The organism is Exiguobacterium sp. UBA1053 (assembly GCF_002316465.1).
Taxonomy (GTDB): domain Bacteria; phylum Bacillota; class Bacilli; order Exiguobacteriales; family Exiguobacteriaceae; genus Exiguobacterium_A; species Exiguobacterium_A abrahamii.
In genome coordinates, this window is sequence record NZ_DCDO01000005.1 from 98,472 (window position 1) to 120,882 (window position 22,411).

The 22,411-nt window shown below is 39.9% G+C and carries 27 protein-coding genes; 8 read left to right on the forward strand and 19 right to left on the reverse strand.

Annotated elements, in window-relative coordinates; genetic code table 11:
- Window positions 1-8 precede the first annotated feature (8 nt).
- Window positions 9-1,040, reverse strand: a complete 1,032-nt coding sequence (gene argC, locus B3G15_RS04605; protein WP_290716327.1) for an N-acetyl-gamma-glutamyl-phosphate reductase — start codon at window positions 1,038-1,040, stop codon at window positions 9-11.
- A gap of 507 nt (window positions 1,041-1,547) precedes the next feature.
- Here argC and nhaC point away from each other — a divergent pair.
- Together nhaC and B3G15_RS04615 are read left to right on the forward strand one after the other, a co-directional pair.
- Window positions 1,548-2,924 carry a Na+/H+ antiporter NhaC gene (gene nhaC, locus B3G15_RS04610; protein WP_290716329.1) on the forward strand — a complete coding sequence of 459 codons (1,377 nt, stop codon included), beginning with the start codon at window positions 1,548-1,550 and terminating at the stop codon, window positions 2,922-2,924.
- A 258-nt stretch (window positions 2,925-3,182) separates the two neighbouring features.
- Window positions 3,183-3,392, forward strand: coding sequence for a DUF3006 domain-containing protein (locus B3G15_RS04615; protein ID WP_023467214.1), 210 nt, complete (start codon window positions 3,183-3,185; stop codon window positions 3,390-3,392).
- Between the two features lie 91 nt (window positions 3,393-3,483).
- Here the strand turns inward: B3G15_RS04615 and B3G15_RS04620 are convergent, their stop codons facing one another.
- The 5 genes from B3G15_RS04620 to nfsA all read right to left on the reverse strand — a co-directional run bounded on the left by B3G15_RS04620 (window position 3,484) and on the right by nfsA (window position 7,503).
- Entirely contained in the window at window positions 3,484-3,936 is a 453-nt protein-coding gene (locus tag B3G15_RS04620; protein ID WP_290716333.1) for a hypothetical protein, read from the reverse strand.
- Between the two features lie 2 nt (window positions 3,937-3,938).
- Window positions 3,939-4,484, reverse strand: coding sequence for a TlpA family protein disulfide reductase (locus B3G15_RS04625; protein ID WP_064300827.1), 546 nt, complete (start codon window positions 4,482-4,484; stop codon window positions 3,939-3,941).
- Window positions 4,485-4,632: 148 nt separating this feature from the next.
- Window positions 4,633-5,343 (reverse strand): NAD(P)H-binding protein, encoded by a 711-nt coding sequence (locus B3G15_RS04630; protein ID WP_058703648.1) that lies wholly within the window; start codon window positions 5,341-5,343, stop codon window positions 4,633-4,635.
- Between the two features lie 156 nt (window positions 5,344-5,499).
- Window positions 5,500-6,741, reverse strand: coding sequence for an LCP family protein (locus tag B3G15_RS04635; RefSeq protein WP_290716338.1), 1,242 nt, complete (start codon window positions 6,739-6,741; stop codon window positions 5,500-5,502).
- 15 nt (window positions 6,742-6,756) lie between these two features.
- Window positions 6,757-7,503, reverse strand: a complete 747-nt coding sequence (gene nfsA, locus B3G15_RS04640) for an oxygen-insensitive NADPH nitroreductase (RefSeq protein WP_050678262.1) — start codon at window positions 7,501-7,503, stop codon at window positions 6,757-6,759.
- A 144-nt stretch (window positions 7,504-7,647) separates the two neighbouring features.
- Between nfsA and B3G15_RS04645 the strand changes: the two genes are divergently transcribed.
- A complete protein-coding gene (locus tag B3G15_RS04645) occupies window positions 7,648-8,559 on the forward strand; it encodes a hypothetical protein (protein WP_050678263.1) in 912 nt (303 codons plus the stop codon).
- A 104-nt stretch (window positions 8,560-8,663) separates the two neighbouring features.
- Here the strand turns inward: B3G15_RS04645 and B3G15_RS04650 are convergent, their stop codons facing one another.
- On the reverse strand, window positions 8,664-8,927 hold the full coding sequence (locus tag B3G15_RS04650) for a hypothetical protein (protein WP_050678264.1): 264 nt from the start codon (window positions 8,925-8,927) through the stop codon (window positions 8,664-8,666).
- A gap of 149 nt (window positions 8,928-9,076) precedes the next feature.
- Between B3G15_RS04650 and B3G15_RS04655 the strand changes: the two genes are divergently transcribed.
- Window positions 9,077-9,907 (forward strand): GNAT family N-acetyltransferase, encoded by an 831-nt coding sequence (locus B3G15_RS04655; protein ID WP_326198775.1) that lies wholly within the window; start codon window positions 9,077-9,079, stop codon window positions 9,905-9,907.
- On the opposite strand, the gene B3G15_RS04660 is transcribed toward B3G15_RS04655, so the two are convergent.
- The 4 genes from B3G15_RS04660 to B3G15_RS04675 all read right to left on the reverse strand — a co-directional run bounded on the left by B3G15_RS04660 (window position 9,896) and on the right by B3G15_RS04675 (window position 12,349).
- Entirely contained in the window at window positions 9,896-10,831 is a 936-nt protein-coding gene (locus tag B3G15_RS04660) for a hypothetical protein (RefSeq protein ID WP_133208531.1), read from the reverse strand. The two genes, B3G15_RS04655 and B3G15_RS04660, sit on opposite strands and share 12 nt — an antisense overlap.
- Window positions 10,832-10,943: 112 nt before the next feature.
- Window positions 10,944-11,303, reverse strand: a complete 360-nt coding sequence (locus B3G15_RS04665; RefSeq protein WP_290716348.1) for a hypothetical protein — start codon at window positions 11,301-11,303, stop codon at window positions 10,944-10,946.
- 29 nt (window positions 11,304-11,332) lie between these two features.
- Window positions 11,333-11,818 carry a GNAT family N-acetyltransferase gene (locus B3G15_RS04670; RefSeq protein WP_290716351.1) on the reverse strand — a complete coding sequence of 162 codons (486 nt, stop codon included), beginning with the start codon at window positions 11,816-11,818 and terminating at the stop codon, window positions 11,333-11,335.
- Window positions 11,819-11,833: 15 nt separating this feature from the next.
- Complete coding sequence (locus B3G15_RS04675; protein WP_290716355.1) at window positions 11,834-12,349, reverse strand: GNAT family N-acetyltransferase; 516 nt, start codon at window positions 12,347-12,349, stop codon at window positions 11,834-11,836.
- Between the two features lie 248 nt (window positions 12,350-12,597).
- On the opposite strand from B3G15_RS04675, the gene murB reads away from it, so the two are divergent.
- From murB to B3G15_RS04690, 4 genes are all read left to right on the forward strand, one after another.
- Window positions 12,598-13,509 carry a UDP-N-acetylmuramate dehydrogenase gene (gene murB, locus B3G15_RS04680; protein ID WP_035398835.1) on the forward strand — a complete coding sequence of 304 codons (912 nt, stop codon included), beginning with the start codon at window positions 12,598-12,600 and terminating at the stop codon, window positions 13,507-13,509.
- Window positions 13,510-13,602: 93 nt separating this feature from the next.
- Entirely contained in the window at window positions 13,603-13,752 is a 150-nt protein-coding gene (locus B3G15_RS15970; protein WP_414651112.1) for a hypothetical protein, read from the forward strand.
- A 343-nt stretch (window positions 13,753-14,095) separates the two neighbouring features.
- Complete coding sequence (locus B3G15_RS04685; RefSeq protein WP_290716360.1) at window positions 14,096-14,299, forward strand: transposase; 204 nt, start codon at window positions 14,096-14,098, stop codon at window positions 14,297-14,299.
- The gene (locus B3G15_RS04690; protein ID WP_290716362.1) at window positions 14,254-14,757 is read left to right on the forward strand and encodes an IS3 family transposase; all 504 of its coding nucleotides are present in this window, start codon (window positions 14,254-14,256) and stop codon (window positions 14,755-14,757) included. The genes B3G15_RS04685 and B3G15_RS04690 overlap by 46 nt, the downstream gene beginning before the upstream one ends.
- A gap of 318 nt (window positions 14,758-15,075) precedes the next feature.
- Here B3G15_RS04690 and B3G15_RS04695 read toward each other — a convergent pair whose 3' ends face one another.
- The 8 genes from B3G15_RS04695 to B3G15_RS04730 all read right to left on the reverse strand — a co-directional run bounded on the left by B3G15_RS04695 (window position 15,076) and on the right by B3G15_RS04730 (window position 22,262).
- A complete protein-coding gene (locus tag B3G15_RS04695; RefSeq protein WP_290716366.1) occupies window positions 15,076-16,275 on the reverse strand; it encodes an ABC transporter permease in 1,200 nt (399 codons plus the stop codon).
- A complete protein-coding gene (locus tag B3G15_RS04700; RefSeq protein WP_290716369.1) occupies window positions 16,272-16,952 on the reverse strand; it encodes an ABC transporter ATP-binding protein in 681 nt (226 codons plus the stop codon). Before B3G15_RS04700 ends, B3G15_RS04695 begins: the two co-directional genes overlap by 4 nt.
- On the reverse strand, window positions 16,945-18,147 hold the full coding sequence (locus B3G15_RS04705; protein WP_290716372.1) for an efflux RND transporter periplasmic adaptor subunit: 1,203 nt from the start codon (window positions 18,145-18,147) through the stop codon (window positions 16,945-16,947). The genes B3G15_RS04700 and B3G15_RS04705 overlap by 8 nt, the downstream gene beginning before the upstream one ends.
- An 89-nt stretch (window positions 18,148-18,236) precedes the next feature.
- Entirely contained in the window at window positions 18,237-18,407 is a 171-nt protein-coding gene (locus B3G15_RS04710; protein ID WP_290716375.1) for a hypothetical protein, read from the reverse strand.
- A gap of 37 nt (window positions 18,408-18,444) precedes the next feature.
- Window positions 18,445-19,080, reverse strand: coding sequence for an ATP-binding cassette domain-containing protein (locus tag B3G15_RS04715; protein ID WP_290716378.1), 636 nt, complete (start codon window positions 19,078-19,080; stop codon window positions 18,445-18,447).
- A 560-nt stretch (window positions 19,081-19,640) separates the two neighbouring features.
- Complete coding sequence (locus B3G15_RS04720) at window positions 19,641-20,096, reverse strand: stage II sporulation protein M (protein ID WP_290716381.1); 456 nt, start codon at window positions 20,094-20,096, stop codon at window positions 19,641-19,643.
- Between the two features lie 56 nt (window positions 20,097-20,152).
- On the reverse strand, window positions 20,153-21,379 hold the full coding sequence (locus B3G15_RS04725; protein ID WP_290716385.1) for a hypothetical protein: 1,227 nt from the start codon (window positions 21,377-21,379) through the stop codon (window positions 20,153-20,155).
- A 559-nt stretch (window positions 21,380-21,938) separates the two neighbouring features.
- Window positions 21,939-22,262: an uberolysin/carnocyclin family circular bacteriocin gene (locus B3G15_RS04730; RefSeq protein ID WP_290716389.1), complete on the reverse strand. Its 324-nt coding sequence runs from the start codon at window positions 22,260-22,262 to the stop codon at window positions 21,939-21,941.
- Window positions 22,263-22,411: the final 149 nt, after the last annotated feature.

Genomic DNA, 22,411 nt, shown 5'->3' on the forward strand with positions numbered 1-22,411 from the left:
TCTCTTGATTAAATGTAGATCGGCTGTTGCGTTAAACCGGATGTCTCATCAAAACCAGCTAGAATGTTGGCATTTTGAACGGCTTGTCCGGCAGCTCCTTTTTGCATGTTATCGATGACTGAAACGATGGTCACTCGCCCTGTCCGATCATCCTTATAAACGGTCAAATCACAGTGATTACTCCCGACGACGGATTTGATTTCCGGATCAGCCTGTTGGATTCGGACGAATGGTTCCGTTGCATACTGATCCGTCAACCAGGATCGCCACTCCGTTTCCGATAAATCCATCAACGGCTGAACCGTCATAATCGCCATGATGCCTCGATTGATCGGTAGTAGTTGAGTCGAGAACGTAATCGGATCCGATGATCCGGTCCATTCGAAAAGCGCCTGCTCAATTTCCGGGATGTGCTGATGCTGATTCACTTTATACAAGCGAACGTTTTCGCTTGAATGGACATGATGCGTTTGTGCCGTCAACGTTTTCCCTGCTCCCGTCAGACCAGAAGAAGCTTGAATGATGATTTGAGATGGATCGATTTTTTTCTCTTTTAAGAATGGTGTTAGTCCAAGCAAAACTGCTGTCGCGTAACAGCCTGGATTCGCAATCCATTTGCTCGCTGTAACAGCTTGACGATTCCATTCTGGTAATCCATAAGTTGCTCTTTGTTGTAACTGGGCATCAATGGGTTCCTTGTCATACCACGTTGCATATGCTTCAGCTGGAAGTCTCAAATCGCCACTTAAATCAATGACGTAACCGGACCAGTTTTGAAGTTGTTCTAAGTAATGCTTCGAAATCCCACTCGGTGTCGCTAAGAACACCATGTCCGTCTCGGTTTCCATCAAATGCTCCACCGAAAAGGAAGATAACGAGGAATATGTTTTTTTATTCATAAATGGGAATACGTCATGCATGGATTCCCCCGCCATCGAGTCACTCATCAAACAGATGATCTCAAATGAAGGATGTGATTCTAGTAGGCGAATCAGTTCAATTCCGGTGTATCCTGTTGCTCCGATGATGGTACATTTCATATCTGTACGCTCCCCTTCAAAGAATGTTATACCGATTTAAACATATGTATATTTATACTGTCAATTGAATTTTTATTAGTTTTTATGCAAAAAAAGAAGCGTTGAAGCGATTGTCTTCTATAAGACAGTCCCTTCAACGCTTCTTTTACACGCATCTACTTAACGCTTTTCCGCACGTTGCGCTACGACATGATCAATCCCAAATACGCCTGCACCCATGATCGCGACGACTACTACAAAAATCAATGTAAACATATGTATCCTCCTCATCGTTCACAAAAATGTCATTTGATACTTCTTATTGTGCAAGATTTGAGCTAAAAAAGAAAGCGTTTACGACAAAAAATCGTCACAACTTCGCTTTTTTATATTTTTCATCGACACTCTTATGGTTGACGTCCTCCATAATATTCGTTAGTATTACGTTTGTTCAATGCTTTTGTGCATAAAAGCGTGTTAGCAACAGAGCGTTATCATACTTTCATATTCATATAAGGAGGTGGAAGCATGCGCATGTCATTCCGTGAATCCGCAGCTATCCTAGGAATCAGTATCATCATCTTATTGTCCGCGTTATTCGGTGCTAAAGCCGAACCGCATCTTGCCATCTTGTCTAGTCTTATTTTCGTCTCAGGATATGCCGTTTACCGCGGTTTTAAGTTCGAGGACGTCGAACACCATATGATTCAAGGTATTCGTGAAGCGATCAAACCGATCCTGATCATGTTGCTCGTCGGTATGACGATCGCGGTCTGGATGATGAGTGGCGCAGTGCCGACCCTTCTTCATTTTGGGTTATCTACCCTTTCAGCGACTTGGTTCGCACCGAGCGCTCTTCTGATCGCGATGGTCGTCTCGACCTTTACAGGCAGTTCGTTTACAACGATTGGTACGGTCGGTGTTGCCTTGATGGGAATCGCGATCGCACTGGGCGTCAATCCTGCGCTTGCAGCAGGTGCCATCATCAGTGGAGCTTGTTTCGGAGATAAGATGTCACCTTTATCAGATACGACGAATTTCGCGCCCGGAATCGTCAATGTGTCTGTGTTCGATCATATTCGTTTCATGATGGGAACGACGATTCCCGCTATCACGATCACATTTATCTTATTCTTCATTTTCGGACGTAGTAGTGGAAATGTCGATTCGTCTGCTGTTCAAACGACACAACAAGAGTTAGCTCGTTTGTTCGACTTGTCACCTTGGACATTGCTTTCACCGTTGCTCGTCATGGTATTAGCATTACGTAAGATGCCGGTCGTTCCAACACTTGTTGCTGGCGTTTTAAGTGGATTGTTGTTAACAGGTCTTGTACAAGGAAACTGGAATATCTCGAACTGGATGGCCGTCATTCAGAACGGATTAAAACTAGAATCTTCTAGTGAGACGGTCACATCCATCATTAGTAAAGGTGGATTGCAATCGATGATGTGGTCGGTGTCGCTCGTCATGCTCGCCCTTGCGTTCGGTGGTGTCTTACGTGGCATCGGTGTCATTGACGTGGTCATTGAACGGACCGTTTCTAAACTAAAACGTGATGGTAGCATCATTTCATCCGTCGCCTTATCGTCTATCGGTGTAAACTTGATGGCTGGGGAACAATACTTGTCCATCTTGCTTCCGGGTCAAGCATTCAAGAAAATCTTTGAAGAGCGTCAGATTGATCCGCGCTTCCTCTCTCGTTCACTCGAGGATGGAGGAACACTCGTCAATCCGCTTATTCCGTGGGGTGTTTCTGGGGCGTTCTTTGCTTCGACACTCGGTGTCCCAGTAACAGCATACGTTCCGTTCGCATTCTTTTTACTCCTTTCACCATTGTTTACGTTTTTACTCGCATTTCTTCGTTCAACGAAAATCGAAACAAAACAATCTCTCGCTTCTTGAGCCTATTTCATTTTAAAGATCCGATATGTCCTATCGGGTCTTTTTTTCTTTCCAATATCTCCTTTATTTCCTGTTAAATACGTCAGATTTAAGACGAAAACGGCTTGGAATCACGTTTTTTTAAAGAATCATGTGTAAAGATGAAATGAACTGGGAATATACCAAACATAAGATTAAAAATTACAGAGAATGATAGAGAGAGAGTACGTTCCTGATCGACCGAGGGATGACTTCGATGTAATTGTGGGAGGAGTTAATATGATCAAACGTGGTACGCTGGAGCGACTTGACGGCAAGTATGCTGTCCTACTATGGGAAAATGGTTCAAGTTTCATTCCACGACGTTATTTACCACCTGAAGCAAGGTTAGGCGATACGATTATTTTTGACGGTACAACCTATACGTTAGATGTCAGTAATTCATCACCCTCTTCCTTTCAAACATTTTCGTTTCGGCAAATGGGTTGATGATCGATAAAAAGCCATTCCGTATCATGCATTGACTATGGAGAAGGAATTTCTCTCATCAGTCTTTCATGAAATGAATGGCTTTTTCGCTTTATCTACGCACATATAGGGAGTGACCATCACACGATGGACAAGGAAAGTGATCAATATCGGATATTTCGATTCGCTCTAGTATCGTCTGATCATGTGGGCATTCATAAAGTGGTTGAACGACATCTAGTTGCAAAAATAGGGCACACCAAAATCGATTCGAAAATCGGTGACAAGTCGGACAGTGGTATAAATCCAATTGATACGGTACCCAACCATCCGCTAATTCCTCCTGATGGAGTTGATAGTGCTGAATTAATCGAAATCGATTCCAGTCGTCTACATACGTCCGCTGTAAAATCGGTTCATGCATCGACGGAACGAACCAAAGCGGGAGACCTGTCATGAACGCTTCGACTCCTTGCGTCAAGACAGCAGGAAATGTCGGCCAACCCTCTAGTTGACCGAGTTGGAATGTTTGTTGAAAGGAGCAGTTGCGGCATAGGAGTTCCATTGTCATCCTCCTGTTCGTTTCACCATCTCTTTTAACATCTGTTCCGTTACAGGACCGATGTGTTTCGAAAGAATCGTTCCTTTCCGGTCTAATACATATGTTGCTGGCATTGCTACGAGACGATACGCATCTTCTGACGTTCCCTTTCGGTCATATAACACAGGGTATTCAACAGGTGTCTGCTTCAGAAAATCAGCAACATCCGAAACACGTCGTTCTGATGTCGTGACATTGATTCCATAGACGGGTATATCTGTATGTCGTGCAAAGGCATTTAGTTCTGGAATCTCTTGTTTACAAGGTGGACACCACGTTGCCCAAAAATTAATGACAAAGACATCATGATTGATTTCGTCTAGATCGACAGTTTTTCCTTCTTGACGCAAGGATAGATTCGGGGCTTTCATCCCGACTTCGAGACCACCTTGTGATGCTTGTTTTTGTTGTTGCTCCACTTTTTTTTGTTTTGCATCATATGTTTGATAACTTTGATAGGCAATGCCGATAATAGCAATCGCTAGGATCAGATAGATCAACGGTTTTTTCACATCTAACCCCCTCCTTCTTTGTTCAGTGTAGCAGACTTCCTCTTTTCGACTATCTACTTTTATCAACAAAAAAGCGAACTCTTCCGTCTTATACGCGGAAATGAGTTCGCTTTATTTTAGAGAATTCACGTTTTAACGAGACAAACGGTTAGTTAAAACGTGGTAATTGTTTTTTGACTTGACGGTTATCTTTAACGCTACCTACAGCTTCCGCTCCCCCTAAGGCCTCATTCAAGGATGTCTTTCCTTCCTTGACTTCTAGACGTCGATTGAATACCGATCGATTATCGACAGAAGCGACGAGGATCGATGCGACATCCGTTTCCGAAATCGTCGCGTCCTTCGTGTCCTTCAAATCTTCATCGGCTTCAATCAAGCCACGCCCTTCACCTGTTGTGATAGAAACTGGACAAATGATCGTATACGTCAAACCACTATGTTCAATCTGTTCCTCTGCTGCATTCTTAGCAGCATAGAACGGATAGACATCTTTCTTGAATTGCTCAGGTCGATCTGCACCATAAGCGCTCAGTAGCACGAAATGACGTACTCGCGCTTTTTTAGCTGCATCAATTGTTTTCAAAGCGACTGTTCGATCCAGCAGTTCTATTTCAGTTGCTTCACCGTCTACTCCTGCGGTCGCCGCACAAATGACTGCATCCTGCCCTGCGACTCCGTGCTCAATGACTTTTTCGAGTTCTGTTTCGATATCGACGTAATGCGCCTTGACACCGAGTTTTTCGAATCGTTCCACCAGATGTTCATGACGAACGATGACCGTGACCTGATGACCCTTGGCAAGCGATTTGACGACGCGCGCTCCGATCGTACCGGATGCACCTACGACTAGTACTTTCATATGGGGGGTCCCTCCTCGATAAGTTAGTCACCTTCGTGGAATGTCATGATGTCATGTCCAAAAATCATCGATTTCAGAGATAACCTAAAACAATCCACCAAAGGAGCAACGTACATCAATTTATACCCGCAATGACCGGAAGGAAACCCCTCCCCTTTAGTTCTTCAATGTGCCATAAAACGTCGTATCGAGCTGATCACGTAGTTCTTGCAGTGCCTTCTCATTCGGTAAGTCATAGAAAATCCCGTTCAGTCGTTGGCTGACGGCTTCGATTTCATAATGTTTTCGTTCTGACATCAAGGCAATCGATAACCCTGCCGTCGCCATCTCGCGGATACTTAAATCAAGGTTCATCTCTTCTTTCATATACGTGTGCGCTGCTGGAATTTTCGACCATCCAGTCGGCTTCATCAAGTGTGTCGCGACGGCTTGAATGACTTCCGACTGACGATTCGCGCGCGCTCCGTCATTATCCGTTTTTCGATGTCTCGAATAGGCAAGTGCCATCGCACCATCCATATGGTATTCCTTCCCTTTTTGGAATGAATACTGATTTGCTTTCCCACTCGCATCCTGCTCGGAGAACGTTCCTGTCGAGACAAGGTCGATTCCGCCGATTTGATCCACTAATCCGATGAAACTATCGAAGGAGATGACGATCTTTCCATCGATCTCTTCATCGAGTAGACCCGAAACAGCATCTTGCGTACATTCTTCTCCACCGAAGGCAAAGGCATGTGTGATTTTATCCTTCTTTCCATTCTCACAGGAAATCGGTGTATACGTGTCTCGAGGAATCGACGTCAGTTGAATCGTTCGAGAAAGTGGAATGAATTGCATGACCGACAGGGAGTCTGAACGTGATCCACGCAACGACTCTCCAGGTCGTGCATCACTACCGATCAATAAGAACGTGAATGGTTGTGAGGCAAAAAGAACGAATGCGATGAGCAACAATAAAAATAGTCCAAGAAGCTTTCGTTTAAAACGACGTTTTTTCTTGATTTTTTTAGGATGAGCTTCTCTTGAAGAGACGTCAGGATTTTTCTGTACCGATTGCTCTGATCGACCCGCCTTCCTCGAGCGTCTCGAGCGTTCCCGATTAGCAAACAATCGTGATCCGGCACCCCCGATCATCTGTGCGACCTGTTTAAGCATGCCGCTCCCGGAACGACGCGATGTACTTTTTCGATCTCGCGGTTGCTCTTCGACATATCGATGGTACGTAGCTGGTTCTTGCTGCTTCTCAAAGGATTCTTGAGAAAATGATTCGTCCGGCGCGTACGCTTTCGAAAAAGCTTCTTCTTGCCTAGCCTGCTCTTCTTCTTGTCTAGCTTGCTCTTCTAACTGCATACGTCGTCGCTCCAAGCGAGAGCGGTGTGGTTGATGTTCTGCCATTCAGATACCTCCGTATCAATCTTTTGCGATCTGTTTCTCTTTCAAGAACTCGCGGAGATACGTCCGTTTCGGTTCGTGCATCGAGGCAGCCATCTGTTTGACCCACCCTTCTGTCCGTTGACCAGCGGTCCGTTCTCCGTAGTACGATGACGTTGACTCTTCGTATCCTGTCAGTAACTCACGCATCGTATCGTCATCAGTATACGTATTCCGGTGGAAGACCGCATCCATCGGAAGGCGGGGTTTTTTACCCGGTTGTTGATCCGGAAGACCGACCGCGACTCCGAATAACGGTACGACGTGATCTGGAAGTCGTAAGAGTTCGCTGACACGACGGGCATCATTTCGTAGTGAACCGATGTAGACCGTTCCGTAGCCGAGCGACTCAGCAGCTACGACTAAATTTTGAGCAGCGAGTCCCGCATCGACAGCCCCTACGACAAGCGCTTCCGTCGTCTCGATCGTCCGGCTCACGTCGCCTCCTGCTAGTTCTGCCGCTAACGTATGTTTGTGGTAATCCATACAAAAGACGAAGAAGTAACTGTTTTCTGCCACATATTGTTGACCACTTGCAACGTCGACTAATTGTCGTTTCAATCCTTCGTCTTCGACACCGATGATCGCATAGGCTTGCTGATAAGAGGATGTCGAGGCAGCCTGTGCGGCTTTTATGAGTGTTTCAATCGTCTCTTCGTCTAATTGATGTTGTTTGAATTTCCGGATTGACCGGTGGTTGAGTAAATGTTGAATGGTTTCATTCATGTGTAATCGTCCCCTTCTGTAATGAGTCTTCTTATTTAAGATAGTCGTCTCTGACTAAAAAGCGCAAATGAAGAGGTTCGGTTTATGAAAAAAGCGGGAATTGAATAGTGTTGTACTGTGCTTTTCTTGCGAAGGAGGGCGATCATGAGAATACGGAAACTGCGACTCTTACTAGAACAATATGGCGATACGACCCTTCGCGATATCATCGTCGAAATCTATCGTCAACTCCCGAGACAAGTCATCGAAGAGAAAGAGTTTGACGCCATGTTGACACAGTTCATGAAGTATAAGGATTTGCAAAAAGAACAGGAACAACCGACCGTCGAACAGACGATTGCTCAGACGGAACGGTTTATTCAATTAGCATACGATCTCCAGTACCTTGAGCCGAATCCGATCGTACCGCTTCGCGAACAAAAGAATTGGTATATCACCGCCAAACGCCTGCTTAAGCATTTACGCCACTATGCTCATCGTAAAAACGGAACCCGTATTGCCTTTGAGGAATTTTTCTTTCTTCTTTCGTCGGCTGCCGGGGAAGAACCTTTATTTTTAAGTAATGATCCGTTTCGATTATTGAAAGTCTCGCAGGTCGATTTTTTTCAAGAATTAGTCGGCTATTATAAAAATGATAGTCATGGCGTCGAATGGATGGAACGCGCCCTCTATACAGCGTTGAAGGTTCCGATGGACGTTGATACTGAGCGCAGTGATCTTTTGCTTGCCGTACTTGCCCATTGCGAGAAACCAGAACATCAAGAAGCATATATCCATTGCTTGAACGCGCATGCAAAAAAACTACAGTCGCATGTTCGGATTGATGCAGACGCTTTATCCACCTATCAAGAAATTCGTTTCGCAGAGCTACATGCTCTCATTTCCCTACGCGCGTTAGATCGAGCGGAGACGATGCTTTTCACAGAATATATCCCATATTTTTCGCATCGCTCGACTCCGTTTCGCTATTACCTCGATCTCCTCGAACGTGCTGGACTCGAACAAGAACACGAACGAATGGCACGCGTTGGTCGAAAAAAACGAATTCATTTCTAAGAGTAGATTCTTCTTGATCCCACGTAGTAGACAACAAAAAGCAAGTGACGATGGATTCGTCACTTGCTTTTTGTTAGTTTCTAATGGCTCAGAGCAGATTCATCTTAATCGGAGGCATTGACGATTCCAAGTCCAACTGTTGCGAGTAATGCAATACAAGCGAATAGGAATGCCATGTCGTTCGGTGAATCGAATCCTTCATAAATCGGTTCCTTCCGATCAACGATGATATGATCCTCCGCACCGTAATTGCCATATGTCGTCGAACTGCTTACACCCGGTTCATCGTAATCACGTGCTTCGGCTACCAATGTATCCGCGCTGAGTAAAAAGCCCGATAAACCGATGACGATCCAGAGATACTTCATGATAATTTTGCCTCGATTCTTTCTTATCTTCAGGAATCCATCTACTTTTTGTTTGAAACAGAAGATATAAATACCTTTTATTTCCTGTAATATAAAAGCAAGGTATTTTCAACTTCACTTTGCTAAAGGAGGAACTTAATTTGCCTATTGTGTATTACAATCAATTGTCTCATGTTCAAAGGCGACACGTCCATCAACTTCTACAGCACCATCAAAAGGCATATGATTTTTCATTTTTTCAGCCGCTTGAAGATTGTCAATGGGTCTACCTCGAATCCGGTCAGGTGAAAGCGACGCTTGGATATCATGTCGTGCATGACGTCGTTCACTTTATGAACGGCGCCTTCCATGATATCAAAGCCTTTCGTAGTCTGGCTATTTTGCTACACTTACATGCCGTTCGACAAGGATGCCGGCATATTCATGTACAAGTCTCTCCGCCGCATGATCTTTCTCTAACTTCGATTTGGAAAGAGCTTGGTTATAGTTTATATGCCGAACAGTTTCGTTTAATCGGCCTCTCAGAGGGACAGCCTGCTACGCTGCGTTTGAAAGCTGTTCATGCACAGAATCAAGATACTTACCTTGCACTTCGTAACGATGCCCTTAAAGGAACACATCACTTTTTTCCTTATCAGGTATCTGATTTAGACAAGTTGATTCAACGAAAAGCGCTTCCTTACCTCGTCTATGATAAGCAACTGGTCGTCGGTACACTATTATTTCAAAAGCAGGGACAGAATATCCGTCTTCTTGAAATCACGTGCCTACCTGAGCTGAGACGTCAAGGATACGGTAGCCGCATCCTTCATACATTTCAAGAAAAATTACGACGTGCAAACATCCAAACGTTTGAAGTCTTTTTTCTCTCAACACAACAAGATGTACTACGCCTGTATCACCCCTCGATGTTTTGCGATATCCAGTTAACCTCTCATTGGCACACGTTCAGTACGGATCAACCTCCGTTAATCATTTAGTCGATTGACGATCCCCCTGTATTCAGGCAACACATACTCCGCATCCATTTCTCGAAAATCAACATGACCCGTTTTACGAAGCACTAGCCCCATCTCGTATAATTGTTCGATGTAGGCGTCTCCCCATGTCAAGGCAAGTCCAGGTTGATGGTTATGAAAAGCAAGCAAGGCATCTTCAATAATTTCAGAAGCAATAGATGCTTGCATCACACGGTTCAACAAAGATTGGAACAGTACGGTTTGTCGTCCGATCAGCGCATAAAACGGGAAATAATGTTTAGCATAAACAAACGTCGGCAAATAGGCATCCGCCTCAATCGTCTTTAGCAACAATGGTGAAGCGGGACGTTGTAATCGTTCTGCAAGTCCAACGGTCGCCTTGCATTCGCACAGCTGATCAAGCACTCGAACCGTCAACTCCTCTTCGATATCGAGCAATAAGACGAGGTCAAGCAGATTCAATTCATGCGTCTCCATGAATTGATCACTGCGTTGAAGATGCATCGTGTAAGTAAAGTCCAGTTTTTCAGCAACAAGTGCCCATAACTCTGAATGGCGCGCCGCATATAGACCTACCGGAAAGTGAAGGGGTTGGCGGACGATCGATCGATGCCCTTCAAGTGTATAGACTTGATTGACGTCTAGACCGTATGCTAGCAGCATTTCGAGTAACTGCTGACGATTTTGACAAGTGACGAGTGTTTGAAACAGACGATCGACTTCGACGAGTGGTTGTTTCATTTCAAGCGCTATTTTTAAATGAGCAGGTGAATCCTGCTCTAGCGCCCGCTTAATGAACTGTAAGGCCTGTTGTTCCGCATCGTTCAGTTGGGCAACATGTGTCCGAAACATTTCGATGTCAAGTTCCCGGAAGGCTTGTAACGCCGGTGCAATTGATTGATTTTTTATAAAGGGTTTCCACATGATTCCCTCGACCTCCTCATTCCAGTATCTCTTCGTAGTGTACGCAATATCCTATCGTCTTGAAAGCAAAAAATGGAGAATCTTCCGTCGTTTCAGGAAGATCCTCCATTTTTTATTTTTTACCGACTTTTAAATGAGCGTTTCGAAAGACGGCATCTTGTTTTCCTGTCTTTTCAACACTTGTTCCGACAGACCCCAGGTATTCGATTTCATCCTTTGGTTGAATGAACTCATATGTGATGGCAGGTTCACCCCGAAGTCGAACGTGTATGATTTGTCGATGTCGTAAAGAGAATGATGCGCGCACTTCAAGAAAGGAGGAAGCTGATAAATCATGTTGCCGCTCTAAAATCGTCATCAACTCTTTTTCAGAGTTACGATAGTTTCCCTGCAATTGAGCATACGAAATACCGACTCCTAAAGATAGGATACCGATTAGACTAAGAGCGAAAATGACCAGCACTTTCTTCATGACTGATCCACCTCCGAGAAAAGTTCATTCTACTTATTCATCGGTTCATCCATCGTCGACGTGAAGTCTTTTTTCGAATCCTTTACGTGAAACTGCATGTCCACATGTGGAATATCATCTTCTAAATAAGGTTCGGATACGGTTTCGAAACCAAACGATCCGTAAAACCCTTCTAGGTGTGCTTGTGCCTGTAAGTAGATCGCAGTTTCTTTCTGCAAATGAACCATCGCTTTCTCCATCATTTGTCTCGCTAACCCAACCGACCGGTGTGCACGATGAACGGCTACCCGTCCAATCGCTATTCCTTTTGTCGGATGATCGTATATCCGAAGACATCCGACGATTTGACCCCTTTCACTCCGTACGACCAGGTGTGTCGCTTGTTGATCTTGATCATCTAGCTCCGGATACGCGCATTCCTGCTCGACGACGAAGATATCCGTGCGTAATTTCAAAAGTTCATATAAGGTATCAGGTGTCATGTGATGAAAAGACTCGAATTCAAATTCGTACATAAAAAGCTCTCCTCTTTAGTTACGACAAAGTCGTGATAATTGTCCTGCGTAGATCGTGACGGGAATACCTCTAAAAATCGTATCTTTTTCCCAGTTCAGCCCGTTTGCACGAGCGACATTTTGCGAAGCACGATTATCGGGATGAATGATCGAGATGATTCGATCATGCCCTCGGTTGAACGCCTCCATCATTAGTTGTTTCGCTGCTTCACGACCATAACCTACTTTCCAGTGCTTCGGTTCGAGCCAATAACCGACTTCTAATTCTTCAATTCCATCCACTTCCTGCATCAATAATCCGGCGAAACCAATCGGTTCATTCGTTTCTTTTTTGAATAACAGCAAAAAACCAGTTTGTCGTTCATCCGAGTATCGCTCCAATTGCCGTTCGAACCACTCTCGTACTTCATCTTCACTCAGGGCAGTACCTCCATTGATATAACGCATGACTTGCTCATTTTGGACAAGCGACTTATAAAAACTGAAATCCTCTTCTTCGAACGGTCGCATCCATAAACGTTCACTTTCCATCGTCATCGCCTCCTTCTATACTTCTCTTTTCCCGAGTTCTTTTCGCTTCATTCCTCTTCCTGACTCTGCTTTCCTTGTGACATTTTTCATTACTAATCGATGACATTCACTCCCTAGTGCTTGCAATTCCCGGCATAAGTCGGTATTTTGGGAACAGTATGTTGAACAACGACCGCACGATTAATGTTAAAATATATTTTGAGCGCATGAGCGCTGAGTAGGAATTCACGAAAAGGACTGAGACCATAATGACTGAACAAGTAATGACGGGACTGTATGAAGGCATTTCAAAAGAGTCCGTACTAATCAATGAACCTTTAAAATATCATACGTATACAAAAATGGGAGGAATCGCGGATTTATTCATCATCCCAACTTCTTATGAAGAAACAGCTTTTGTCGTCCGATATGCTTACGAACAAGGTATTCCCTTGACGTTGCTTGGAAACGGATCGAATCTTGTCGTACGTGATGGCGGCATTCGCGGCATTGTCCTCTCCTTTGAGAAGTTAACCGATATCTCGGTCGAAGGACATGAGCTCGTCGCTCAAAGTGGCGCAGCAATCATCGAAGCGTCTCGTGTAGCTTACGCGCATCAGCTCAGCGGTCTTGAATTCGCTTGTGGGATTCCAGGAACGATTGGTGGCGCATTGATCATGAATGCGGGAGCATACGGTGGTGAAGTCAAGGATTGCCTCCATAGCGCTACTGTATTGACACGACAAGGAGAACTGTTGAACATTTCGCATGATGAACTCGAACTGGGATACCGGACAAGTTGCTTCTCAAAGAAAGAATACATCATCCTCGAAGGTCGATTTGCGTTAACAGAGGGTGACCCAGCATTGATCAAGGAAGTCATGGATGATTTAACGCATAAGCGGGAAACGAAACAACCACTCGAGTACCCTTCTTGTGGTAGCGTCTTTAAACGTCCAGAAGGCTATTTTGCAGGGAAGCTGATTCAAGATAGCAACTTACAGGGAACACGCATCGGTGGCGCTGAAGTGTCCAAGAAACACGCTGGTTTCATCGTCAACGTCGAGAATGCGTCAGCATCCGACTATATCGCGCTCATTCGTCATGTACAAGAAACCGTTCAAGAAAAATTCGGTATCTTACTTGAGACAGAAGTGAAAATCATAGGTGAAGAAGCATAATCCATCATTTTACGAAAAAGGTGAGCTCCGCATTTTGAAGGGAGCTTTTTCTATGGCTACATCTAAGTTTTCGATGAATCACGCAGCATTAAGATGTATGAGGATGGAACAGACTCAATCAAGTCAACCGTCTCGCTCTTCGAGCTTTCAGTTACGACCTTAAATAGATGGAGAGCAAAATATCGCACATACGCCTCCTTCACACTCCGTGATCGAACAGAATGGACATGTTATCCAGAATGAATGCTGCACGTGCGGTGCTAACTCAAGAGGAATCACTCACTATTGCTACGGTACAGTTTAATATTTTCGAGTTTAGGCGTACTTGCAAGATGGATTCAGAAGTATACTAGTCATAATATTCAAGGGAAATCATTGAAAGAGCGATCAATTATGACTAAAGGTATAACTTAACTACTGTATTCGAAGTGCATATTCAAGCAGTTATGGACTGTATACAAAGCGGTTATCCAATTACTGTCCTATGCATCTCGCTGGTGTCTCGCGTGCTGTCTACTACAAGTGATTACGTCGAATAGGTATACTACGGAGACGTGAGACTGAGAACATAAAAATCATCGAAGAGATGAACGAGATTCATCTTTCGGTGAAAGGAATCTATGGCTATCGACGAGTGACATTAAAAAATTTGAAACATCGTTTCGGAAGAAACGTTAACGCCAAGCGTGTCCGTCGCCTGATGCATGTCGCCAGTATTCATTGCGTCATACGCCGGAAAATCCTTTGTACATTCGTAATCGCCCTCAAGAGACCGCCGAGAACATTCTGAACCGTGATTTCCACGCGTCAGAACCGAATCAAATATGGGTGAGACGGGTGTTCACGGAATTGAAGTATGGTGCTTCTCAGAAGGCGTATTTGTGTGCCATTCTGGACCTATATGATGAATCCATCCGTGCCTTCGTTTTAGGGCACTCTAACAATAATCAGCTCGTGTTCGATACGTTTGAACTCGCCCTTCAGGGCACACCGGGAAGCCGTCCCTTGCTTCATAGTGATCGAGGGTTCCAATATACGTCGCATGCGTTCCGTCACATGATACGCGTGGCAGGCATTATACAAAGTATGTCTCGGATTGGTAAATGTATTGATAATGGTCCGATCGAGTCCTTTTGGGGAACCTTGAAATGCGAAAGTTATTATCTACATAAGGTTACGGAGTTCGATGAACTCCAGCTTGCGATTCAAAAGTATATGCATTTCTACAATGTAGAACGGTACCAATAATGATTAAACGGCTTGGCTCCATTAGAATACAGAGCTCAAGCCGTTTAAGTGATTTTTATTATTTATCCTGTCTACTTGACGGGGAGCAGTTCAGAATTCAAAATGCAGGTCCTTTTTTATTTGCACCTCTTCGAAGGAATTCTATACTGTTTTATAGTTTTAGGATAATTCAAAATGTCTATTTCATAAAAATAGTTTAACTTCCTTATAGTTCTATAAAATCAATCCCATAACTAAAAAGGACAAGTTTTATAATAACTTGTAAATATCAAATTAAATTGAATATGAAAATTTTATTTTGAAAGGAAATAAATAAATTTATTCATAACGAAGTGCTTCTATCGGATCCAACTTCGCAGCCATGTTTGCCGGAATAAGACCACAAACGATACCAAGTATCATGGAGAATAAAACCCCTCCAATAACAACGTCTATAGAAACTAATGGGGGCCAGTTGGCCAGAATAGAAATTATGTTAGCACCAGCATAGCCTAGCATGATGCCGATAACACCGCCAAGAGAAGTGAGGATCATAGCCTCTATTAAAAATTGTAACAAGATTTTTCCACGAGAAGCTCCAAGTGCTTTACGAATACCTATCTCCCTCGTTCGTTCTGCTACAGAAACAAGCATTATATTAATAACACCTATTCCACCTACTATCAAAGATATACCTGCGATTCCACCAATGATATAAGTCATTACTTTGGTGACTTGCGAGATTCCCTCTTGAATCTGTTTAAGATTTACTACCTCATACTTCCCACTTGCTTCAGCAGGTTTACGCTTGTTCAATATACGTACTGCCTTTTTCCCTATAATCGCCAAATTGTCTACTTCTTTTGCTTGCAAAGAAATGTTTTGTACTTCGTCTTCACCATAGATTGTGGACCATAAAGTAAGAGGGATATAGATTTCTGCTGATTCTTCCCCTATCGAAGACTTCTTAGAATCGAACACACCTATGACTTGTAGCGGTTGTGATCTTACTTCAATTATTTTTCCTAGAGCGGACGTATCATCAAAAAATTTTTTTTTAGCTTTCTTATTAATCATTACAACGTTCTTTCCGTATTCCACATCGGTATTTTGAATCAAACGTCCTTCTATAATCGAAACTTTGTTCACTGCAAAGAAGTTACCTTCCAAGCCTACGATGTTCATCAACTCAGACTTATTCTTTAAAGAAAAGCTTTCTGTCTCTGAGTTAGTAATCAAAACCTGCCGAAGCCCATCGATTTTCTTTAACTCGAATAAATCTTCATCAGTTATTGTCGGATTAAAAGTAATTTCGGATTGAAATAACTCATCCATATTCGGTGTGTAACTAACAGATACTGTTTTGTTGTCCGGACCTACTAATTGAGATTTTAATACTGCTTCTCCACCCCTCCCGATAGCTACAACAGTAATTATGGAACCGACACCGATTATAATTCCCAACATAGTCAAAGTCGATCTTAATTTATGGGCTAGTATAGAATGAAACGCAATTTTTAAACTTTCCATAAAATTCATAGTATAATCCTTCTATCCGTCTTTATTTCACCATCATTCAATACTATTCTCCGAAAAGAATAGTTTGCTACTTCTTCTTCATGAGTGACCATCACGATAGTTTTACCTTCCTTGTTTAATTCCCGAAAAATCCCCATTATTTGTTTACTGGATTTCGAATCTAGAGCTCCAGTTGGCTCATCTGCCACTATGATTTCTGGACTGCTCGATATCGCTCTTGCAATTGCAACTCTTTGCTTCTGTCCTCCAGAAAGTTGATTAGGATAATAATCTACTTTATCTTTTAATCCTACTTTTTCAAGCGAATCATATGCTATTTCTCTTCTTTCCTTTTTTTTATATCCACCGTAGATTAGAGGCAATTCTACATTTTCTATTGTAGTAAGACGTGGAAGTAATAAAAAGTGTTGAAAAACAAATCCAATTTTTCGATTTCTAATCGCTGTGAGTGTTCTTTCACTAGTATTAAGAACATCTATACCTTCTAATATATATTCACCAGAAGGCGATTGATCCAAACAACCTATGATATTTAAAAGAGTTGTCTTACCCGATCCCGATGAACCCATAATAGATATGAATTCGCCTTTCTCTATCTCTAGATTGATGCCTTTAATAATGGGAATTAGATTATCACCTTGACGATATACCTTGTTTATATCCTTTAAATTAATCATGATAGTTTAATTCCACACTTTCAGAAAAACCTTTCAATGGTTTGTCAATTATTTTTTGTCCCATAGTAACTCCATTCAGTATTTCAACCCATTTTCCTTCAGAACTCCCTATGTCGACTTTTTTTCTTTTCGCCTTATTGTCGCTTTCAAGAATATACACAAATGCTTGATTATTTTCTTTCAATATAGAGGATTCAGGGATTGTAATGATTTTCCGTTCATCAACGGTGACAATCAAAGAGACGTGATAACCAGGAGATAATCCCTTTTGTTCTTTCAATTTCGCTCTGAATACATAATGAGACATATTAGGAGAAACGTCTGGAATGGTTTCTATTGACGACTCGTCCGCATCAACTGGATACTCCTCTACTTCAATTATTTCCCCTGTCCATTTTCCTTTTGAATTAGCCTTAGCTGTAACGGTAAAATCTTGTCCTGCTTGAATCTGAGGTTTTTGAAGTTCTGTCAAACTTCCTTCTATTTCATAAGGCTCGTCCGAAATAATCTGAAGGAACGGTTTAGGTGAGACATCATTTAAAGTATTTTCTTCTAAACCTCTTGAGTTTTTCGTATCAATGCTTTTTATTTTTCCTGAAATGTCACTATAGACTATCATCTTTTGTTTTTTATTAAGTGCCGTTTCTAATTGCATCTCTGTTTTTTTTTGTTCAAGAACAAGTGACTCTTGTGAAATCGCTTGTTCTTCAATTTGTTCCGAAATTGTATTAAGTGCTTTTTTATTCATTTTTTCTCTTTTAGCATTTTCGAACTCTTTATATAAAAAATTTGTTTTCCGCTGGTTTTGTGTGCTTTTTAAACTAATCATTTTTAAATCTAAGTTCAATTGTTGGATTTCATTATCGACTTCTTTACTATCATATGAAAAAAGTTGAGTTCCTTTATTTACTTCTTGATCTTTTTTCACAAAAAACTCCATAATTTCCCCTTTTTCATTGCTAGGATAATAGTTTACTAAATTTTTAGAAACCACTTTCCCAGGAATAAGGACTGTGTCTTTAGTTTTCATTTTCACAACATCTACTATGTCACTCTTATTAATTTCTACTTCATTTTTTTTATCATGATTTTTCAACAAAAATAAGTTAAATACAATAAAACTAATGAGCATTATCACACATGTGTATATTATCCATTTATTTAAAATAATTTTTTTTATTTTTAAATTCAACATATTTCCTCCTCGAATCGAAGTTGAGTTATTTATAAAAGTGCAAAAAATTAGACGGATTTAAATTAAATCCGCCTAATTCAAATTCTTTTTCAAGACTTATTTTTAGCAGTAGATAATACACCATCCGCAGTAAACTTTATAAATGCACCAATACAAATAGCTAACAGTACTGCGCCTACTTTTGTCTCATATACATTTGTAAAGAATAATACAACCGATAAAACGATAGCTACAATAGCAGCCACATAATACTTATTCAAAACCATCTTCTCCCTTCAATGTACCTTCAATGTACCTTCAATGTACCTTCACTAGATTTTGATCTTTGATTTCATAGATATGGTCACTTAACTGCACTCGAAATTCTTCGATATGAGTTACAAATATTATACTATTTTTTTCCGTTAAAAAATTAGTTAATATGTCGTAGGCCTTTTGCTGAGAAGATTTATCAAGAGCAGTAAAAGGTTCATCTAGTAAGAGTAAATTTATTTCCCTACTAATCATCGCAATTAAAAATAATTTATACTTCATTCCTAAAGAATAAGTCTGTACCTGATTCTTCAGGACCGCTGTACTTAATTCAAAAAGTTTGCAGTAAGTGTTCACTTGAGTGATATATTGTTTCTTATTTTTGATTCCCCATAGTGAAGCAATGTAATTGATATTCTCCCAACCAGTTAGCAAATCAAACAACGGTGGATTGTTCGGGATGAATGCAGCTTTTTTTTTGAATTCCTTCTGACTGATTACTTCATCAGCTAAACTCACCTCCGTATTTTGATCAGTAAGTATATAGTTCAACAATGTAGTTTTTCCCGATCCGTTCGCTCCGACTATACAATAAGCTTTTCCTTTTTGAATAGATATTCTAGTCGGTTTCAATAATTCGATATCATCAAATCTTATATTGGGAATTTGGATTTCATACATTAGAGCTCGATCCCCTTAACAAGTTGAAAAACATTCGCAGCTAATGCGATAATAAAAGTCATTGTCAAAAGAATTTTAGAGAATTTGGAACTAAGACCTACGGTTTTAGTAAATCCAAAATGCATAATTAAACAAACTAATGCCACACCAATTAAAGAGAACATCGTGAAAAAAGCGTTCGGTATCACATCTCTAAAGTTAAGAATCAATAAGAAATTCAATATTTGAAAGATAAAGAGAATCAATGTACTCGATAGAACAACAGAATACATCTTTTTGATTGACAAATCCGATTTATTAAACAAACTAATTAATGACCAGAACATCGTAAATATAAAAGATACTATTAGCATGAATGGCGTTAAGACTACACAAAATAAAGCAAACATCATAAACCACTCTTTTAGTTCTGCTGAATCCTGTAGATTAAAAATAATCGTGGACACTAGTGCATTGAATAAAATCATTATGGCAATGTTAAACAAAATTAATTTTTTCTTTGAATTAAATAGAAAGATATTATCAGAGTTTTTTACAGTTTCGTTCATTATACTCTCTCCTTAAAATGTGCTAAAATTTCCTTCGATTATCGAAGCTAGACTACATAGTAAAAATGCAGTAATTAGTATCGTAGTTACCTCTAAAAATGACTTACCGAATCGTATTGGATTTTTCTTTTGTCTAACTAAGACTAATAGTGGATAACAAGTAATCGCGGAAACTAAGAGAATCGATAACGTCTCGAATACAGCATGTGGTAAAAAGCCTGAAATGATTGGTTTAATACCTACACTATTGTATACAGTAAATAACGTTTCTCCAACAATCATCCCATTGAAAAAAACAACGAAAAGAGAGTATACAGATCCAGTCAAGGTTCCAACGACCAACATACTGAACAACACAAAAATGTTATTTTTAAATACCTGAAGTGTTTGTAATTCTTTAGGATTAAACTCTGTTACTTGATCTCCTGCAGATATAACCCCGCTTAAGAAGCCCATCATAAACAACATCAATTGTATTCCTATCAATAAAATCCAAAAACGTATTGTATGAGAACTTTTCATAATTACATCCTTATATTTTTAGAATCAAATTTCTTAATGTTTTCTTTTGCATGCTTCGCGAAAAACAGTAAATATGAAGTTGTTCCCAAGAGATAGAAAGCTAAATAAAAATAAAATAGAAATCCTAATATGTCTTCCGGAATACGAATAAAAAGCATTCCATATAACAAATACAAAAGTGGTAAAACTAGTATTCTTCGCGGTATCGCCTGTATTTTTTCAATTATCTCCTCTTCTTCTGTATTTCCAATGTCTACATAAGAGGCATAATCAGTTTTGATCAAAAATGAACTAGCCCACATTTGAACAATCGGTACCATAACAAACGTAATAGCTAAAAGAAAAAGTCCAAAGATGTACACTACGTTATACGATATTAGAATAATGTTAATCAAAAGTAATAAAAAAGCTGGTATTATTAGTAAACAGTACATTAATAGAATTTTACTCTTATATATCGCATAAGTTCCTATTCCTGAGTATCTAAATAGTAAAACTTTCTCTTTATTGGCACCTAATAAAAATAATTGAGGATTCTCCGTCCTTAGTTCAAAACAGTGGTTAAACAAAATCAATAACAACAATGCTGTGAACAGTAAATAACTCAGATTTCCACTTGTAGATGTAATAAAAATATTAAAAAATAAGCCCATAAAAAATATTGATTCATACGTAAAAATTGTTAATTGAAAAAAATTAGGTGAAACTAAAAATCTTTCTCTTTCTAGTAATTTTATCTCAAAGCTTAGTAGTTCGTTTTTAAAAAATTTCCTATTGATATACTCATAAAACAATGAAGCATAGTGCAGAAAATCATATTTGGTCTCTATAGAGAACGACAATCTATTAACACTCGTTGTTCCCTTAACTATCAATGCGCATAAATTAACAGCTAGTAACAAAAATGTTAAGTATAAAGATGATAACGAAAATATACCGAGTTGATCAATTAGCGAGAAAAATTTATTGATGGCACCAAATAATGGATTAATAAATGAATCTAACAAATCCATAGTCACCTTTTTAGCGTAAACATCATCTATAAATGTTTTCGTAGTGGCAATTTGGCTTCTGATTATGTAAAAAGGGTGTTTTAATATATCCACCAATTTATATCCGATAGTAAAATAAACAATTGAAAACGTGATATAAAACATTAAACGAACTATTCCGATTGGTTTATTAATTTTGTTTACGAAATACAATGTCGTTACTTTATTAACAGCCATGAAAATTGCTGTTAAAAGTAAGATCAGATTGAAAGAAACTAACACTCCAAAAAACGCTCCAAAAATGTTGAAACTAGTGATAATAAACATAGATAAAATGCTAATGTTTCCAAACAATGACCAAATCATCATAGAAATCATATTTATATTGTATACGTTCCTCGTCGACAACGGACTGTATACATATATGCTTGATTTGAGTACAGCTGCCTCTTTATAAGATGATATTGCTTTTAGTAAAGTAGAAACCATTAAGAAAATAGCAAGTGAATATAAAAACTTGTGTGAATGATTATTCACAGCAAAGCCTATCGAGAAATAAAAGACTACTCCGGTCAATACTTTAATTAAGATATTGATTAAAATCCAGCATACATTCGAAATATTCTTAGTGACTGAAAATCTATTTAGTATAGACGAATATTGAGTAATATACCTTAATTTAAACTCTATGAAAAACAAACTTAAAATATTCAAAATATACTCCTTTTTCTATAGAAAATATAAAAAGAGACTGAAAAATAAACAGTCTCTTCTTATATTTTACAAAAAAATAAATTTAGTATGCGATTGCAGCTTTCTTACCTTTTTCTTTAACCAAATCAGTTAAGTACTTTTTAACACCAGCTGAACCAGCTGCTGCAATAAGAGAAGCACCACCAGTTCCAATAGAACCGATCAAGGCTACTAAAGTAACTCCCCAAGAGATAACATCAAGCCATCTTAAAACTTGAGTAGCTACTACTACTGATAAATTGAACTCTTTAACAAGGTTCATTTCAGGAAGCATACCAAGTAAGAAAGCGTAAGAAGCTAATAAAATCATTCCTGCTGTGAGAAGTACCCCGAAGCTAACTGCTCGTTTATTTACTGAATATGTCATATTTTTCACCTCCTTCTGGAAATAATAATATTATAAAAAAAAACCATTTTCAACATAAAATAACAAATTTAATTTTATTTTTCTTTTTTTACATAAAAAAAATAAAATTATATTTCACTTTTTTATTATAAATAAATTGTTAAAAATTT

Coding starts and splice junctions, on each gene's coding strand:
- B3G15_RS04730 (WP_290716389.1), bottom strand. CDS start 22,262: ATGACATATTCAGTAAATAAACGAGCAGTTAGCTTCGGGGTACTTCTC.
- B3G15_RS04620 (WP_290716333.1), bottom strand. CDS start 3,936: ATGGAACTCCTATGCCGCAACTGCTCCTTTCAACAAACATTCCAACTC.
- murB (WP_035398835.1), top strand. CDS start 12,598: ATGACTGAACAAGTAATGACGGGACTGTATGAAGGCATTTCAAAAGAG.
- B3G15_RS04635 (WP_290716338.1), bottom strand. CDS start 6,741: ATGGCAGAACATCAACCACACCGCTCTCGCTTGGAGCGACGACGTATG.
- B3G15_RS15970 (WP_414651112.1), top strand. CDS start 13,603: ATGTATGAGGATGGAACAGACTCAATCAAGTCAACCGTCTCGCTCTTC.
- B3G15_RS04660 (WP_133208531.1), bottom strand. CDS start 10,831: ATGTGGAAACCCTTTATAAAAAATCAATCAATTGCACCGGCGTTACAA.
- B3G15_RS04705 (WP_290716372.1), bottom strand. CDS start 18,147: ATGTTGAATTTAAAAATAAAAAAAATTATTTTAAATAAATGGATAATA.
- B3G15_RS04675 (WP_290716355.1), bottom strand. CDS start 12,349: ATGGAAAGTGAACGTTTATGGATGCGACCGTTCGAAGAAGAGGATTTC.
- B3G15_RS04650 (WP_050678264.1), bottom strand. CDS start 8,927: ATGAAGTATCTCTGGATCGTCATCGGTTTATCGGGCTTTTTACTCAGC.
- B3G15_RS04685 (WP_290716360.1), top strand. CDS start 14,096: ATGAACGAGATTCATCTTTCGGTGAAAGGAATCTATGGCTATCGACGA.
- B3G15_RS04715 (WP_290716378.1), bottom strand. CDS start 19,080: ATGTATGAAATCCAAATTCCCAATATAAGATTTGATGATATCGAATTA.
- argC (WP_290716327.1), bottom strand. CDS start 1,040: ATGAAATGTACCATCATCGGAGCAACAGGATACACCGGAATTGAACTG.
- B3G15_RS04695 (WP_290716366.1), bottom strand. CDS start 16,275: ATGAATTTTATGGAAAGTTTAAAAATTGCGTTTCATTCTATACTAGCC.
- B3G15_RS04645 (WP_050678263.1), top strand. CDS start 7,648: ATGAGAATACGGAAACTGCGACTCTTACTAGAACAATATGGCGATACG.
- nhaC (WP_290716329.1), top strand. CDS start 1,548: ATGCGCATGTCATTCCGTGAATCCGCAGCTATCCTAGGAATCAGTATC.
- B3G15_RS04665 (WP_290716348.1), bottom strand. CDS start 11,303: ATGAAGAAAGTGCTGGTCATTTTCGCTCTTAGTCTAATCGGTATCCTA.
- B3G15_RS04615 (WP_023467214.1), top strand. CDS start 3,183: ATGATCAAACGTGGTACGCTGGAGCGACTTGACGGCAAGTATGCTGTC.
- B3G15_RS04630 (WP_058703648.1), bottom strand. CDS start 5,343: ATGAAAGTACTAGTCGTAGGTGCATCCGGTACGATCGGAGCGCGCGTC.
- B3G15_RS04670 (WP_290716351.1), bottom strand. CDS start 11,818: ATGTACGAATTTGAATTCGAGTCTTTTCATCACATGACACCTGATACC.
- B3G15_RS04720 (WP_290716381.1), bottom strand. CDS start 20,096: ATGTTGTTTATGATGGGCTTCTTAAGCGGGGTTATATCTGCAGGAGAT.
- B3G15_RS04700 (WP_290716369.1), bottom strand. CDS start 16,952: ATGATTAATTTAAAGGATATAAACAAGGTATATCGTCAAGGTGATAAT.
- B3G15_RS04725 (WP_290716385.1), bottom strand. CDS start 21,379: ATGGCTGTTAATAAAGTAACGACATTGTATTTCGTAAACAAAATTAAT.
- nfsA (WP_050678262.1), bottom strand. CDS start 7,503: ATGAATGAAACCATTCAACATTTACTCAACCACCGGTCAATCCGGAAA.